The following is a 15926-nucleotide window of genomic DNA, read 5'->3' on the forward strand; positions in this document are numbered from 1 at the left end:
GTGCGGGAGCTGCGGGAGCCGGCGGTGCAGCGGGTGGCGGCGCCGCGGCGGCCGGCTCGGCGGCGACGGCCGGGGTCGGCGCAGCGGCGACCGGGGCGGTCGGTGTGGTCGGAGCCGGCGCGGCGGGCGGTGCGGCAGCCGCCGGAGGCGTTGCGGCGTTCCTGGCCGCGATCCCGCTCGGCGCCGCCGCGATCACCGTGGGCGGGGTCGCGCTCGCGGCCGTGGCGGTCATCAGCGTGGCCACGCTGCTCAGCTCGCCGGACGGCAGCACCGCCACGGCGACGACCTCTCCGAGCGCCAGCCCGAGCACCCCGACGCCCGAGCCGTCGGCGTCGGCCGGGGCCGGGGTCGTACCTCAGCCGACGGACATCCCGACGCCGGAGCCCACCGAGCTGCTGCCCGACGAGATCGTGCTCGACGAGGACGCCGGGGAACCCGACGGCGCGCTGACCGCGAGCGTCCCCGGCTCCACGGACTCCACCGACCCGACGGATCCCACCGACCCGACCGATCCCACCGACCCGTCGGATCCCCCGGCTCCGACGCCCGCCGACGTGGCGGTCGAGCTGCCGACCGGCGGTCTGGCGCTCGAGGCCGGCCTGGGCGGTCAGGAGCTCGCGGTCGTCGTCCGCAACAACGGCGGGACGGCGGCGACGGACCTCGTGGCCGAGGTGACGCTCCCGGAGGGTGTCGTGCTCGACGGCGTCGCGTCCGCCGCCTTCTCCGGGCTCTCGGCCGGGCGGTTCGCCGTGACGGCGTCTGCCGGCTGGGTGTGCGTGGCAGGCGACGGGACGAACCTGGCGCGCTGCACGCTCGACGCCCTGCCGGCGCGGTCGACGTCGGTCCTGCCGCTGCGCGTCTCCATCCACGAGTCGTTCGACCGGTCGGACGGCGAGATCGGTCTGCGTGTCCTGGGCGCCGGCATCCAGTACGTCGCGCCGCCGATCCGGCTGGTCATCGCCGCGTCGCCCGCCCGACTGACCCTGCGCACCGCGCCCGCCACGATCCCGCTGGTCGCCGGACGGACCCGGCAGCTGGACCTCCCGGTGGCCAACGTGGGCGGCACCGGCCTGCCCGCCGGTGCGGCTGCGGTGTCCGTCGTCCTGCCCACGGGTGTCACCGGCGCCGCCGCACCCGGCTCGGCGTGGACCTGCAGCGGGACCACCGCGCTCGACTGCCGGACGGTCGCCGTCGGTGCTCGCGCGGACGCACCCCTGTCCCTCCGCCTCACGGCGGGCTCGCCCGACGTCCTGACCGCCCGCTCGCTCGTGCTCCAGTTCGCGCCGAGCGGTCGACTGTCGTCGGAGACGGTGACCGTGCCGTTCACGCTGCAGCGTCCTGCCGCTCTGGCGGTCAGCGGCCAGCATGCGGCGGTCGTCGCGCTCGGCACCCCCACCACCGTGCCCCTGACGGTCACGAACACCGGCGAGCTGCCGGCCGAGGGCGTGCAGGTGACGCTGCGACCGGACGGCCTCGGCTTCGGCTCGCCGGCGACTGTGAGCGGCGCATGGAGCTGCTCGGCGGGCACGGCCCCGACCGTCGTGTGCACGGCGGCGCGGATCGACCCCGGTGCCACGCTCCAGCTGCCCCTCACCGTGCAGGCCGTCGCGGGTGCGTTCCCGGCAGGTGGCGGTGTCGTCACGGTCCAGGCTCAGGCGCCCGACGCTGACGCTGCCGCCCCGTTCCTGGTGGCGGTCGCCGTACGCGGGCCCGTCCTCGCCCTCGGCCAGCACGATCCCGAGGTGCTCCTGCGGACCGGCGGCACCGGTGAGGCGACCTTCACGGTGACGGCGACCGGCGCCGACGCCGCCGGGACGGTCGCCACCCTCCGCCTGCCCGTCCAGGTCTGGGCCGTACCCGGCGCCGCCGCGGATACCGGGTGCACCGTGTCGCCGAACCGACGCACGGTCACCTGCGCCCTGGGCACGGTGGAGGTGGGCACGCCCGTCCAGGTGACCGTCCGCGTCACGTGGCAGGGGAGCGCCAGGGAGAACGCCTCGGTCACGGTCACCGCCGCCGGCGCCGCGGAGGTGCGGGCAGAGAAGCCGGTGCAGACCGCGTCGGCCGGGCTGGACGTCCGTGCGAGCTTCGCGCACGCCGACGTGACCGAGATCGGTGCACCGCTGCTGTCCTGCAACCCGGCCGCGCCGGAGTGCGTCTCGGCACTCACCAAGGGCGACCGCGACAACAACTCGCTCACCATGGTGCCGCTCGACGAGGCACCCCCCGCCCCGAAGACGCCACGCACGAAGGTGCCGGTGTCGTCGACCGCGCGGCTCGTCGTCCCGGCCGGACGAGAGATCGTCTTCGCGGGGCTGTACTGGTCGGCCAACGTGGGCGAGCACGACAAGTTCAGCGACCCGCTGGAGTCGGCCCGGCTGCGCGGACCCGGAGGGACGTACACGGATGTCACCGGCACGGTGATCGCCCAGCCCACCGACAACGCGAGCCGGCAGTACTACCAGTCGTTCGCGGACGTGACGGACCAGGTCAAGCGCGGCGGCGCGGGCGACTGGTCGGTGGCCGACGTGGCCGTCAGCAAGACCGCGACCGACAAGGACCGGACCTACTACGCCGGCTGGTCGATGGTCGTCGTCTACTCCGACCCCGGCTCGGCCGCCTCGGTGACGGTGTACGACGGCGGTAAGTGGATCGGGACGTCGGCCGCGGCGGCCGCGTTCGAGTTCGCCGCCGAGGCGGGCAGCACCGCCCGGATCGGCGTCGTGGCGTGGGAGGGCGACCGCACCAGCGGCGGTGACCGTCTCGTGCTGGGCGACACGTGCCTGGGGAGCGCGCACCCCCTCGTGCCGTCCGGTGGGGTGAGCGGCAACGCGTTCGACTCCACCGCGACGGGCTGGCGAGCGGCCAACTCGCTGGGCACCGATGCCAAGGGCTTTGCCGAGGTGACGCTCGCGTGCGACGTCAGCTCGTTGACCGCCACGACGACCGGGGACCAGTACCTCATCGGCGCGATCACCCTGCGGTCCGCGCCCCCGGTCGGCTGACCTCAGACGGAGCTGTCGGTGACGGCGGCGACGGCCGCGTCGACGGGCACGACGCCCCCGACCAGCTCCAGGGTCAGCCCCGCCGACCGCGTCTCGTGCAGGAGGGCCACCAGCACCGCGGCCACGTCGGCTCGGGTGACGGAGCCGCGCGGGACGGACGAGTCGAGGAGGACCGCACCCGTCGGGTGCTCGTTCGTGAGCGCACCGGGGCGCAGGATCGTCCAGTCGAGGTCGCGCGTCCGCAGGTCGATCTCGGCGGCGCGCTTGGCGACGAGGTACGCCGCGAACACCTCGTCGGTCCCCGCCGGTGGTGGTGCACCGGCTCCCATCGACGAGACGAGGACGTAGCGGCGCACGCCCGCCTGCTCGGCGCCGTCGGCCAGCAGCGCGACGGCGGCACGGTCCACGGTGTCCTTCCGCGCGGCGCCGCTGCCCGGTCCGGCCCCTGCCGCGAACACGACGGCGTCCGCACCGGAGATCGCCTCGGCCACGTCCAGCGCGTTGGCGCGCTCGAGGTCGAGGACGACCGCCTCGGCACCGTCCGCGGAGACGTCGTCGACGTGCGCGAGCTGCCGGACCAGCGCGACCGGGACGTCCCCCCGCGCGGTGAGCCCGCGGGACAGGAGTCGCGCGATCTGACCGTGGCCCCCAGCGATCGCGATGCGCATGCCCTCCACGGTAAGGACAGGTGCTCCGACCTGCGACCGGGGGAGTGTGCTCAGCCGGCGTCGCCCGAGTCGGCGAGGACGTCGAGGAGCCGCAGGTGGCTGAGCCGGTCGCCCAGGCGGTGCACGTCGTCGGAACCGGCCGGCGCCAGCGAGAGGGCGGTGTAGGTGTCCGCGCCGGGCAGCATCTCGGTGGCGAACTCGCGCAGCACCTCGGCCACCTCGGCCAGGTCACCGGGCGCGCGGCTGGTCCCCTCGGGCAGGCTCACGTACAGGAGCAGCCCGGGTTGGGGGCGGGGCAGCGGGGTGGGCAGTGCCATGAGACGTCTCCGGGTGCGCAGTGCGCGGCTGGTCGGGCCACGCTCGGGGTCAGGGCCTGGGGGATCAGGACCGATGACACGCGCACGGATACGCGGCGACGAGGCGCAGCGCAGACGTGGTCATGGGGCGACTGTCGCACGCCCGCTCGTCGTCACCAAGGAGGATTCGTCGCCGTCCCAGGGAGTGGACGCCTCAAACGACGCCGTACAGCCGGTCGCCCGCGTCGCCGAGCCCCGGGACGATGTACGCCTTGTCGTTCAGGCGCTCGTCGACGGCCGCGACGACGATCGACACGTCGGCCCGGTCACCGACCGCCTGCTCGACCACGGCCAGGCCCTCGGGCGCGGCCAGCAGGCACACCGCGGTGACGTCCCGGGCGCCGCGCGCCAGCAGGAAGTCGATGGCGGCGACCAGGGTGCCGCCGGTGGCCAGCATGGGGTCGAGCAGGAAGCACTGGCGGCCCGACAGGTCGTCCGGGAGCCGGTTGGCGTAGGTGATCGCCTCGAGGGTCTCCTCGTCGCGCTGCATGCCCAGGAAGCCGACCTCGGCGGTGGGCAGGAGGCGGGTCATGCCGTCGAGCATGCCCAGCCCGGCGCGCAGGATCGGCACGACGAGCGGGCGCGGGTCGGCCAGCTTGACGCCGGTGGTCGAGGTGACCGGGGTGACGATGTCGACCGACTCGACGTGCACCTCCCGGGTCGCCTCGTAGGCGAGGAGCGTGACCAGCTCGTCGACCAGGAGCCGGAAGGTGGGCGACGCGGTGTGGACGTCGCGCAGGACGGTGAGCTTGTGGGCGACCAGGGGGTGGTCCGCGACGTGCAGGCGCATGGGCTCAACCTACCGGCGTCGGGTGCGCCATGATGCCTCCATGATCGAGCCCCGCCGTCCGGAGCAGACGGCCGACGCCTGGGCGATGGGCCGCGCGCTCGACGAGGCGCGCCGCGCGGTGCTCACCGGCGACGTCCCGGTGGGTGCCGTGGTCCTCGGGCCGACCGGGGACGTCGTCGGCCGAGGACGCAACGTGCGCGAGGCCCGGGACGACCCGACGGGGCACGCGGAGATCATCGCGCTCCGCGCGGCGGCCGAGACGCTCGGGCGGTGGCGGCTGGACGACTGCACGCTCGTCGTCACCCTGGAGCCCTGCCTCATGTGCGCCGGCGCCACGGTGCTCGCGCGGATCCCGCGGCTGGTGCTCGGCGCGTGGGACCCGAAGGCGGGGGCGTGCGGGTCGCAGTGGGACGTGGTGCGCGACCGGCGGCTGAACCACCGCGTCGAGGTGGTCGGTGGCGTGCGGGCCGAGGAGTGCGGGCTGCTGCTGCAGCGCTTCTTCGAGGCTCAGCGCGACTGAGCGGGCGTCGGCAGCGTCTCGGCCAGGTCGGTCAGCGTCTCCGAGGTGCCCGCGTCGAGCGTCACCGCCGCGTACTTGTCCCCACGCGTCGCCCCGCGGTTCACGACGACCACCGGCTTGCCCGTCTGAGCCGCGTGCCGCACGAACCGCAGCCCCGACTGCACGCTCAGCGATGACCCGGCCACGAGCAGGGCATCGGCCCCGTCGACCAGCGCGTACGCCCGCTCCACCCGCTCGCGCGGCACGTTCTCCCCGAAGTAGACGATGTCCGGCTTGAGCATCCCGCCGCAGGCGCTGCAGGCCGCGACGACGAACCCGCTGGTCTGCTCGATGACGGCATCGGCGTCCGGGGCGATCTCGATGTCGGCGACAGCCTCCGTGAACCCGGGGTTCAGCGTGTCCAGCCGGTCGGCCAGCTCCGCGCGGGAGATCACCGTGCCGCAGGACAGGCACCGCACCCGGTCGTAGCGCCCGTGCAGGTCGATCACGTGCCGGGAGCCCGCCGCCTCGTGCAGCAGGTCCACGTTCTGCGTGATCAGCCCGGCGACCACCCCGCGGTGCTCCAGGGCGGCCAGCGCGCGGTGGCCGGCGTTCGGCATGGTCCGGTGCACGTGCCGCCAGCCGACGTGGTTGCGGGCCCAGTAGTGCCGGCGGAAGGCCTCGTCCGACGTGAACTGCTGGAACGTCATCGGGGTGCGCGGCGGGGAGTCGGGGCCGCGGTAGTCGGGGATGCCCGAGTCCGTCGACACCCCCGCGCCCGTGAGGACCGCCAGGCGGTGGCCCGCGAGCACCTCGACGACGTCCGCCAGGGATCCGGCAGTCATCGGGACGGCGTCGTGCGCGGTGCTCACCCGACCACCGTACGACGCCGATTCGGAGGACAGGCTCCCGACCAGGTACCGTTCTCCCCGAGGTAGCGTGTCCGAGCGGCCTAAGGAGCACGCCTCGAAAGCGTGTGTGGGTGAAAGTCCACCGTGGGTTCAAATCCCACCGCTACCGCCAGCCGAAGGGCCCCACCCGCGTGATCATGCGGACGTGGGGCCCTTCGTCGTTCCCGATCCTCCGTCTTCGCGCGCGTCGCCGATCGAGGCCACTCCTGGAGCTCGTCGAGAAAGTGGGGCGGTCGGGCTTCGATCGGGCTCGACACGGTGGTCGGCGACGACCGTCACGTGCGTCGCCATCCGCGACGTCGTGGTCGACTCTCCACACGGGGACAGAGAGTCGGACGGGCGCTTCTCGAGCACGTGCTCGGCCTGTGCCGGCGGCAGGCGAGGGCCTGCGCGCGACACGCCGCGACCAGAGAGTTTCACCCGCCCTGACGTGCCCGGACGCGACCCGCGCCCACGTCGCACGCGCCGGCCCTCGGCAGGATCGGCACCCCGTCTGACCTCGGCAAGGACACCCATGCAGATCCCACATCTTGTGCCGTGCCACCGCGTCGGACACCACAGGTTGTGTCGCGACCCCCCGGCGTAGGCCCTTCGTCCCAGCTGCCGGGCGAGACGGCCAGCACGCTTGCGCCCAACGCCGCCCACCAGGACCAGGAGCCGTTCGACATGACCACCTTGGACCCCGCGCCCGTCGTCGCCTCGGCCGCCACCAGCACCTTCGTGGTCCTCAAGCGGGACGGCCGGGCGCTGCCGTTCGAGACCTCGCGCATCCACGCCGCGCTCACCAAGGCGTTCGCGGACGTGTACGGCGAGATCGGACCGCTGCACGAGCTGCACCTCGTCGAGCTCGTCGACCAGGCGATCTCCGAGCTTGCCGCACGGTTCACCGGCGAGGTCAAGATCTACGAGATCCAGAACGTCGTCGAGCACACCCTGCTGGAGTCCGGGCTCGGCGAGGTCGCCAAGTCCTACATCGACTACCGCGTGCAGCGTGACCTCGCCCGCAGCAAGGCGCGCGACGTCAACCACTCGGTCGGCCAGCTCGTCGCCAAGGAGCACTCGGTCGTCAACGAGAACGCCAACAAGGACTCCGACGTCTTCAACACCCAGCGCGACCTGACGGCCGGCGCCGTCGGCAAGGCGATCGGGCTGCGGATGCTGCCGCCGCACGTGGCGAACGCCCACCAGAAGGGCGACCTGCACTACCACGACCTGGACTACCACCCGTACGCGCCGATGACGAACTGCACGTTGATCGACTTCAAGACGATGCTCTCGGGCGGCTTCCGGATCGGCAACGCGCAGGTCGACCCGCCCCGCTCCATCCAGACCGCGACCGCACAGATCACGCAGATCATCGCGAACGTCTCGTCCAGCCAGTACGGCGGCTGCTCGGTCAACCGGATCGACGAGCTGCTCGCTCCGTACGCCGAGCAGAACTTCGCCAAGCACCTCACGGATGCCGACAGGTGGATCGAGGACGAGGCGCGCCGACGCGAGTACGCACTGGAGAAGACTCGCAAGGACATCTTCGACGCGATGCAGTCGCTCGAGTACGAGATCAACACCCTGTTCACGTCGAACGGCCAGACGCCGTTCACGTCGGTCGGGTTCGGCCTCGGCGAGGGCTGGTTCGAGCGCGAGATCCAGCGGGCCATCCTCCAGATCCGCATCATCGGCCTGGGCGCCGAGCGGCGCACCGCGATCTTCCCCAAGCTCATCTTCACGCTGCGTCGCGGAGTCAACCTGGCTCCGACGGACCCGAACTACGACATCAAGCAGCTGGCGGTCGAGTGCGCCACCAAGCGCATGTATCCCGACATCCTCAGCTACGACAAGATCGTCGAGATCACCGGCAGCTTCAAGGTCCCRATGGGCTGCCGCTCGTTCCTGCAGGGCTGGTCGGACGAGACCGGTGCCGACGTCGTCGAGGGGCGCATGAACCTCGGAGTCGTCACCCTGAACATCCCCCGCATCGCGCTCGAGACCCGTGGCGACACGGCCGCGTTCTGGGCCCTGCTCGACCAGCGTCTGGCGACCGTGCGCGACGCTCTGCTGTACCGGATCGAACGCTGCAAGCAGGCCATCCCCGCGAACGCCCCGATCCTGTACGTGCACGGCGCGTTCGGTCAGCGCCTCGCGCCCGACCAGGACGTCGACGCGCTGTTCCGCGGCGGCCGCGCGACCGTGTCCCTGGGGTACATCGGGCTGTACGAGGCTGCCGCCGCCTTCTTCGGCGGCGCATGGGAGTCGAACCCCCAGGCGAAGGAGTTCACGCTCGAGATCCTGCGCACGCTGGGCGCCCACGCGAAGTCGTGGACCGCGACGCACGGTTACCAGTTCAGCGTGTACTCGACCCCGAGCGAGTCCCTGACCGACCGGTTCGCCCGGCTCGACAAGGCGAAGTTCGGGCCGGTCGCGGACATCACCGACAAGGACTACTACACGAACTCGTTCCACTACGACGTGCGCAAGGCGCCGACCCCGTTCGAGAAGCTCGACTTCGAGGCCGCGTACGCGCAGCACACGTCGGGCGGCTTCATCCACTACTGCGAGTACCCGGTGCTGCAGCAGAACCCGAAGGCGCTCGAGGCTGTCTGGGACTACGCCTACGACCGTGTCGGGTACCTCGGCACGAACACGCCCATCGACCACTGCCTCGAGTGCGACTTCAGCGGAGACTTCCTCCCGACGGAGCGCGGCTTCCGCTGCCCGGCCTGCGGCAACGAGGACCCTCGTACGTGCGACGTGGTCAAGCGCACGTGCGGCTACCTCGGCAACCCGCAGCAGCGCCCCATGGTCCGCGGGCGGCACGTCGAGATCTCCTCGCGGGTCAAGCACATGGACGACGACGATTCCCGGGTGGCGCACTGACCATGGCCAGAACTCCGCGGCCAGGGCAGTGGCGGTCGGACCTGCTGAGCCAGGACCGCGTTGCCGACTACAAGCCGTTCGTCATGGTCGACGGCGAAGGGGTCCGCTGCAGCCTGTATACCAGCGGATGCCCGTTCGCGTGCGTCGGCTGCTTCAACGAGGCCGCGTGGAGCTTCCGGTCCGGGCAGGTGTTCGACGAGCTGCTCGCCGACCGGATCGCGGACGACCTCGCCCATGAGGCCGTGCAGGGTCTGTCTCTGCTCGGCGGGGAGCCGTTCCTGAACACCGACGTGTGCCTCCGGGTGGTACGCCGGCTGCGCCGCGAGCACGGCCGGGCCAAGGACGTGTGGTGCTGGACGGGGTACACGTTCGAGGAGCTGCTCGGCGAAGCCGACGCGGGCCAGGACGACAAGGCTGCGCTGCTGGCCGAGCTCGACGTCCTGGTCGACGGCCGGTTCGAGATCACGCAGAAGGACCTCACGCTCGCATTCCGCGGATCCCGCAACCAGCGGGTCCTGGACGTGCCGCAGTCCTTGGTGCAGCGGCGCGCCGTCCACCGGGAGGGGCTGGCCGACGGCGCAGTCCTCGCCCCGGTGGTCGAACGCCGAGCGATGATCTGAGTCGCGCCGGTTCCACGGCGGTGGCAACCCGGCGGGCCGCGCGCCAGCGCGCCAAGATGGCCGCGTGATCCTCTACGCGCAGACCCCGGGGCGCCGTGCCCGCCAGATCGTCAGCGACCTGCTCGTCGTCTGCTGGGTGGTCCTCTGGGTGCGGGCCGGGCTGTGGGTGCACGCGGTGGTCGGTCGGCTCGGTGCTCCCGGGCGGACGCTCGAGGCCGCCGGGTCGTCGCTGTCGGACAGCCTGACCTCGGCCGGGGACACCGTCGCGCGCGTCCCGCTGATCGGCGACGACGCGCAGGCCCCGTTCACCGCGGCGGGTGGCGCCGCGGACTCGATCGCACGGGCCGGTGTCGAGGTCCAGGACGGGGCCGACCAGCTCGCGCTGCTGCTCGGGCTCACGATCGCCGCGGTCCCGGTCCTGCTCGTCGTGACGCTCTGGCTCGTCTCCCGCATCCGGTTCGTCAGCCGTGCACGGGCGGCCACGAGCATCCTCGACTCGGCCGCGGACCTCGACCTCTTCGCCCTGCGGGCGCTCGCGACCCAGCCGGTCCGCGCGCTCGCCCGCGTGAGCGACGACCCGGCGGACGCGTGGCGGCGTGGGGATGCCGAGGTCGTGCGTGCGCTGGCGTCGCTCGAGCTGGGCGCGCTCGGCCTGCGAGCACCCGCGGAGGCGACGGCGTCCTAGCCACCAGCTTCCGGCGTGGGATCAACCCCTGCGACGGCGCTCAGTCGCGGCTGTCCAGCGCTCGACGCATCTCGGCCGCCAGGGCGGCGTGCAGGTCGAACGGATGCCGGTCCAGCTCGTCCGCCACCGCGGCCACCACCTCGGGTGCCTTGTTCTGGCTCAGCTTGCGCAGCATGCGGACGCCGCGCACGTGCAGCCGGAGCCCGACCGTTCCCCGCGCCACCGCGCGGGCGGACTCGTCGTAGGCGGGCAGGAGCCGCGCGCCCTCGTCGGCCCCCTCGAAGTGCTCGACCAGGCGGCAGAGCACGGCGTAGTTCTCCTCCGGCGACAGCACCTCGGGCCGGCACGTGAGGTGCGCGGTGACGTGGTTCCACGTGGGGACGAACTGGCCCTCCGGGTACCACCGGGTGGAGACGTACCCGTGCGGGCCCTGCAGGATCACCAGGACGTCCGAGCCGTCGAGCCGGTGGTTCTTCTCGTCCGGCCGACCGAGGTGGGTGACCAGTGCGAGCTCGTCGTCGCCGGTCTGGTCCCACAGGACCGGGTAGTGACTCGCGGACAGTCCCGACTCCGTCGAGGTGACGAGGGCCGCCCAGGGGTACTCCTCGACCAGCCGCCGGAGCTCGGAGCGGTCGGTCGAGGTGAACGCCGGGTTCTGGAGCACGTGCCGATGATGGCACGGCGCCCGTCACCGGCCGAGGGAGGTCTCCTCGTCGAGCCGGCCGAGCTTGTCGGGGTTCGCGACCGAGTAGACGTGCGTCACGCGCCCGTCGGCGACCGTGACGCCGGCGACGCCGACGAGGTGCCCGTCCAGCTCCATCCGGACGGCGGGCTGCCCGTTCACCCAGGTCAGCGAGGCGCGCAGCGCGCCACCCGCCTTCGACATCCCTCCGACGAGGTAACGCGCGAGCCGGTCGGCCCCGACGATCGGCCGCCGGGCCGCGCCGCGAACCTTCCCGCCGCCGTCGGCGACCGCGACGACGTCGGGCGCGAGGACGTCCATGAGCCCCTGGAGGTCGCCGGTGTTGAGCGCCGTGACCAGCTGCCCCACGACGTGCTCGTGCTCGGAGCGGACGACGCGCACCCGGGGCCGTCGTGCGGCGACGTGGCCCTTGGCCCGGTGCGCGATCTGCCGGACCGCCGCAGGGGTCTTGTCGACGACCTCGGCGATCTTGTCGTATGGCACGTCGAAGACCTCACGCAGCACGAACACCACGCGCTCGGACGGTCCCAGCGTCTCCAGCACGGTGAGCATCGCGAGGGACAGGCTCTCCGCGAGCTCGACATCGTCCGCCACGTCGGGGCTCGTCAGCAGAGGCTCGGGCAGCCACTCGCCGACGTAGTCCTCGCGGCGGCGGGCCACCGTCCGGAGGTGGTTCAGGGCCTGCCGCGTCACCACCTGGACGAGGTAGGCGCGGGGCTCGCGGACGTCCGAGCGATCCACCGACGCCCACCGGAGCCAGGACTCCTGCAGCACGTCCTCGGCGTCTCCGGCCGAGCCCAGCAGCTGGTACGCGACCGTGAACAGCAGGTTCCGGTGCACCACGAAGGGGTCGCTGGCCACGTGCGCGAGCCTACGGCGCGCCCTGGACGGAGGACCGGACGCCGAGCGGCGGCAGCCCGCACGCCGCCGCGAACTCCTCCGAGTGGATGCCGAGCGCGAGGTTCATCCGCGCCGACATGTTCATGAACGCCACTCGCGCGGCGAGCTCGACGAGCGCCGCGGGACCGAGCTCGGCCAGCAGGGCGTCCGAGAGCTCGTCGGTGACGGCGGGCGGTGTCAGGCTCGCTGCCTCCGCATACTCCATCACCCTGCGCTCCCGCGGGCTGAACAGGGACGACTCCCGCCAGCGGGGCACCTCCCGGACCTTCGCCTCGTCGAGCCCGTGGTTGTGCGCGAGGAAGTAGTTGAAGTCGAGGCAGAAGGTGCAGCCGACCGTCGCGGCGGCGGCCATGGCCGCGTACGACGCGAGGTCCCGGTCGAGCTCGCGCCAGCCCTCGACCTTGCGCCCGACGCCCATGGTGTCCTTCAGCACCCGCTGGTGGTGCCACAGCACTCCCAAGGAGTCGGGCACCTGACCCAGCATCTTGCGGGCGGCGAGCTTCACGACCGCACCGTAGGCGCCGGTGATCTCGGTCGGGGGGACACGGTTCTGGGGGGTCATGGCTGCTCCTTGGTCGATGGTTCGACATGGAGACACCGACCGGTGCGTGCGTGTGACACCCCGCCTCGGTTCGCCGCCCCCGCTCGTCGGCGGAACCCCTGACCGTTGTGCCGCGACCTGTGCAGCGGGACGATGGGTCGGGACAGGACGGAGCTCTCCGTGGCCTACTCGCACGCAGTCGCGACGCCGGAGCCGAGCACCGCGCGCGACGCCCGGCAGCCGTCGCACGAGCGTGAGACCTCCCCGACACCCCACCGCCGGCACGGGCAGGAGCACGAGCTCGACCGGTTCGCCGCCCGCGCCGTCTCCGGGCCCGGCCGACCGGTCGACCCGACGGCCCGCGCACGCGTCGAACGGGCGACAGGCGCCGACCTCTCCGCAGTCCGGCTGCACACCGGTCCGCTCGTGCGCGTCGCCGCTCGCGCGGCCGGCGCCTCGGCCTTCACGCTCGGTGACGACGTGGCCGTCGCCGTCGGGCCGGGGCAGGAGGTGCCGCAGCGGCTTCTCACGCACGAGCTGGTCCATGCCGCCCAGCAGGCGCGACCGGGTGCCGCGACGCCGACGCAGGCGGAGCACCAGGCCCGCGGGTTCGACGCCGGCACCGCGGCGCCCGGAGCGCTCCTGGGGACGGGTGCGGCCTACGTGGCCCACGCGGCGACGGACTGGCTCCAGTCGACCCCCGACGTCCGCGCCTACGGCTACAGCGAGCTGCTCGACGAGCTCAACGCGGTCGACGAGTGGCTGGGTCGCCAGGTCGAGAGCTCCCCCGAGGACGACCGGATGCGCGAGGCGAAGGAGGCGATCACCGCCGAGCTGCGCCGGCGTCAGGGCGCGATGCAGGCGCCGGACCGGCCACGGCCGCGCGGCAGGCGAGGACGCGGGCGAGCGGGCGCCGCACCCGACCAGCTGCCGGCGCAGACCGAGATGCCCCGCGTGCTGCGGGAGCAGACGAGCACGCAGCTGACCGATCCCGCGGAGATCCGCGCCGAGGTGGACCGGATCTCGTCGTGGTTGCAGCGCCCCGACCTGACGCGCGCGGACCGGTCGATCCTGCGGCAGGAGCTCGCCACCCTGGCGCCCGGCCTGGCGGCGGACCTCGCGGGCGCCAGCGCGGAGCGGCGTCAGGCACGGCTGACCCAGGCTCTCTCGCCGTCGTCGGCGGGGGGCCGCACGGGCCTGCTGACGAACCTCGCGATGATCGACTCGATCCGGCCGTACCAGGAGCAGCCGGGGATGGCGTACGTCATGCAGGGCGGGGAGCTCATCGTCTTCCCGCAGGAGACCGCGGACCGGGTGCGGGCGCAGGCGCTCGCCGCGCTCACGGAGGCCGCGCGGCAGGCGCGCCAGCTCAACGAGAGCAGCCAGTTCCGCATGGGCGAGCACATGCGGCTCAACTACGAGGATCAGCCCTACGTCGGGTTCGTGGTGAGCCTGGTGAGCGGCGAGGACCCGGTGGACGTCCAGTCCCGCATGCTGGATCCGCTCTCCGACTCGAACATCGCGCTGAGCCGGATGCGTTCCGCGCAGGAGCGAGGCTCGCTCGAGGCGATGGGCGACGCCGTCCTGACCGCCGTGGAGAAGGCCGACGAGGCCCAACGCATCGTGCTGGCCGGCATCGACCGTGCCGTGGCTGCGGCCGGCACGGTCGTGCAGGGTCTGACGATCACCCGCAACCTCTCCGCGGCGATCGCCCTGTCGATCCTCGCCATCGTCGCGGCGCCCGTGGTGGCCGCGGGGGTCGCGGGGACGGGCGCGACGGGCCTGCTCGCGACGGGCCTGACGGCGGTCGGCACGAGCGGGGTCGTCGGGGCCGGCGGGTTCGGCATGGGTTTCGTCGGCGGCGCCGGGGGTGAGCTCGCGGCGGGGCGCAGCGTCGAGCAGTCCCTGGGCACCGGGCTGGACGAGGGCATCCGCGTCGGCAAGCAGGGTGCGGCGATCGGGCTCGGCGGCGGTGCCTCCTTCGGCCTCGCGCGCAACCTCGGACTGGGCGCGGAGGGTCTGTCGGTCGGGCAGAACCTGTGGCGGGGAGCGGTCTCCCAAGGCGTGGGGGGCGGACTGGGCGGCACCGCGAGCGGCCTGCTGCAGGAGCCGCCGGAGGGCCGGACCCGCTCCGAGATGGCTCTCCAGGGCGGGCTGACCGGGCTCGGGCTCGGCGCCTTCGGCGGGGGCACCGGTGCCGTCGCCCGGACGCTCGGCTCGCCCGCGGCCCAGTACGCGCTGGGCGTCGGCGCGCCCACGCTCGCGGCGGGCGGCGTCCGGTACCTCGAGACGGGGGACTGGTCGCAGGCCGCCCAGTCGAGCGCGGTGGCCCTGGCCGTGGGCAGCGCGGGTCGCCTGCAGGCCAGCGAGCGGGCCGCGGCCCCCCGCGACGCCCGCGGCTACACCCCCGGCGAGGCACGCGCGTTCGAGTTCGGGCGGTCGGCGATGCAGACGGGGCGCGCGTACGCGATGGCGGGGGCGATGGGGCTCGCCAACGCGTCGCCGGCGTTCCGGATGGCAGAGACCGGAGGCTCGTACAGCCTGAGCGACCCGCGCACCGGGGCAGGCTCCGTCTCGTCGAGCACGGTCCAGCCGCCGGTGCAGCAGGCGCCGGTCCCGGCAGCCACCACCACGGCGCCCACGACGACCGCACCCACGACGACGGCAGCGACGACGGCGCCCACGACGACGGCACCGACGACGACGGCGCCCACGACGACCCCGCCGGTCGCGACCCCCGTCGCCACCACCGCGCAGACCCCGGTCGCGCCCGTCGCCGTGTCGCAGGCGGCGTCCGCCGTCGCGTCGCAGCAGGTGGGCACCACGGCGCAGAGCGAGACCAGCTTCGCGGGCGTGAACCAGGCGACGGCTCCGTCGACGCCGCTGCGGTCGGCGCCCGTGGCCGCGCTCGAGGCCAGCCAGATCCCGGGTGTGCGCACCATGGCGGGAACCCACTCGTCGTCACCGCGCGTCCGCGCCGCCGCGGGTGTCACCGGAGCCGACTTCGAGTCGGCCCACGTCCTCGCCCAGACCATCGGGGCGGCGATCAACGCGGTACGGCCCGGCGCCTACAGCCCGGGACGCGCGCTCGCGATCCTGCTGCGCCCGCCGGTGCACAGCGCGTACGACCAGGGCTGGATCCCCCAGTGGAACCAGCGGGTCGCCACGGGGCAGCGCACGACGCTCGGGGATGCCCGTGACCTGCTGCGCAACGCCATCAACGGGATCCCGAACAACGTGATGACGCCGCAGGAGAGGGGCGACCTCTGGTTCGCGCTCGACACCGAGATCAACGCCCTCGGGCTCCCACTGAACCTCGTGCTCTTCGGCGGACCCTGACATGAGCGAAGGGCGCCGACGACGTCGGCGCCCTT

At 73.3% G+C, this 15926-nt stretch carries 12 protein-coding genes, 1 tRNA gene and 1 pseudogene; 7 read left to right on the forward strand and 7 right to left on the reverse strand.

Annotation, left to right across the window (positions count from 1 at the left end; translation table 11 throughout):
- Nucleotides 1–3005, forward strand: a pseudogene (locus AC1DXT_RS07965) (hypothetical protein); the annotation flags it as partial.
- 2 nt (nucleotides 3006–3007) lie between these two features.
- Here the strand turns inward: AC1DXT_RS07965 and AC1DXT_RS07970 are convergent.
- The 3 genes from AC1DXT_RS07970 to upp form a co-directional block, all read right to left on the reverse strand.
- Nucleotides 3008–3673, reverse strand: a complete 666-nt coding sequence (locus AC1DXT_RS07970; RefSeq protein WP_477060830.1) for an SDR family oxidoreductase — start codon at nucleotides 3671–3673, stop codon at nucleotides 3008–3010.
- A 50-nt stretch (nucleotides 3674–3723) separates the two neighbouring features.
- The gene (locus AC1DXT_RS07975; protein WP_477060831.1) at nucleotides 3724–3990 is read right to left on the reverse strand and encodes a hypothetical protein; all 267 of its coding nucleotides are present in this window, start codon (nucleotides 3988–3990) and stop codon (nucleotides 3724–3726) included.
- A 193-nt stretch (nucleotides 3991–4183) separates the two neighbouring features.
- Nucleotides 4184–4819 (reverse strand): uracil phosphoribosyltransferase, encoded by a 636-nt coding sequence (gene upp, locus AC1DXT_RS07980; RefSeq protein WP_477060832.1) that lies wholly within the window; start codon nucleotides 4817–4819, stop codon nucleotides 4184–4186.
- Between the two features lie 40 nt (nucleotides 4820–4859).
- On the opposite strand from upp, the gene tadA reads away from it, so the two are divergent.
- On the forward strand, nucleotides 4860–5339 hold the full coding sequence (gene tadA / locus AC1DXT_RS07985) for a tRNA adenosine(34) deaminase TadA (protein WP_477060833.1): 480 nt from the start codon (nucleotides 4860–4862) through the stop codon (nucleotides 5337–5339).
- Here the strand turns inward: tadA and AC1DXT_RS07990 are convergent.
- Nucleotides 5327–6163, reverse strand: a complete 837-nt coding sequence (locus tag AC1DXT_RS07990; protein ID WP_477061622.1) for an NAD-dependent protein deacetylase — start codon at nucleotides 6161–6163, stop codon at nucleotides 5327–5329. The genes tadA and AC1DXT_RS07990 overlap by 13 nt on opposite strands.
- 88 nt (nucleotides 6164–6251) lie before the next feature.
- On the opposite strand from AC1DXT_RS07990, the gene AC1DXT_RS07995 reads away from it, so the two are divergent.
- From AC1DXT_RS07995 to AC1DXT_RS08010, 4 genes are all read left to right on the forward strand, one after another.
- Nucleotides 6252–6341 (forward strand) — tRNA-Ser (locus AC1DXT_RS07995).
- Nucleotides 6342–6895: 554 nt separating this feature from the next.
- Entirely contained in the window at nucleotides 6896–9103 is a 2208-nt protein-coding gene (gene nrdD / locus AC1DXT_RS08000) for an anaerobic ribonucleoside-triphosphate reductase (protein WP_477060834.1), read from the forward strand.
- A gap of 2 nt (nucleotides 9104–9105) precedes the next feature.
- Nucleotides 9106–9723, forward strand: a complete 618-nt coding sequence (gene nrdG / locus AC1DXT_RS08005) for an anaerobic ribonucleoside-triphosphate reductase activating protein (protein ID WP_477060835.1) — start codon at nucleotides 9106–9108, stop codon at nucleotides 9721–9723.
- Nucleotides 9724–9787: 64 nt separating this feature from the next.
- Nucleotides 9788–10408: a hypothetical protein gene (locus AC1DXT_RS08010; RefSeq protein WP_477060836.1), complete on the forward strand. Its 621-nt coding sequence runs from the start codon at nucleotides 9788–9790 to the stop codon at nucleotides 10406–10408.
- A gap of 40 nt (nucleotides 10409–10448) precedes the next feature.
- On the opposite strand, the gene AC1DXT_RS08015 is transcribed toward AC1DXT_RS08010, so the two are convergent.
- The 3 genes from AC1DXT_RS08015 to AC1DXT_RS08025 are packed head-to-tail and all read right to left on the reverse strand — an operon-like array spanning nucleotide 10449 to nucleotide 12573.
- Nucleotides 10449–11072 carry an FMN-binding negative transcriptional regulator gene (locus AC1DXT_RS08015; RefSeq protein WP_477060837.1) on the reverse strand — a complete coding sequence of 208 codons (624 nt, stop codon included), beginning with the start codon at nucleotides 11070–11072 and terminating at the stop codon, nucleotides 10449–10451.
- Between the two features lie 24 nt (nucleotides 11073–11096).
- Nucleotides 11097–11972, reverse strand: a complete 876-nt coding sequence (locus AC1DXT_RS08020; RefSeq protein ID WP_477060838.1) for an RNA polymerase sigma-70 factor — start codon at nucleotides 11970–11972, stop codon at nucleotides 11097–11099.
- A gap of 10 nt (nucleotides 11973–11982) precedes the next feature.
- Complete coding sequence (locus AC1DXT_RS08025) at nucleotides 11983–12573, reverse strand: carboxymuconolactone decarboxylase family protein (protein WP_477060839.1); 591 nt, start codon at nucleotides 12571–12573, stop codon at nucleotides 11983–11985.
- A 159-nt stretch (nucleotides 12574–12732) separates the two neighbouring features.
- Between AC1DXT_RS08025 and AC1DXT_RS08030 the strand changes: the two genes are divergently transcribed.
- Nucleotides 12733–15891, forward strand: a complete 3159-nt coding sequence (locus tag AC1DXT_RS08030) for an eCIS core domain-containing protein (RefSeq protein WP_477060840.1) — start codon at nucleotides 12733–12735, stop codon at nucleotides 15889–15891.
- Nucleotides 15892–15926 lie beyond the last annotated feature (35 nt).

The organism is Cellulomonas sp. P1_G12_2 (genome assembly GCF_056405535.1).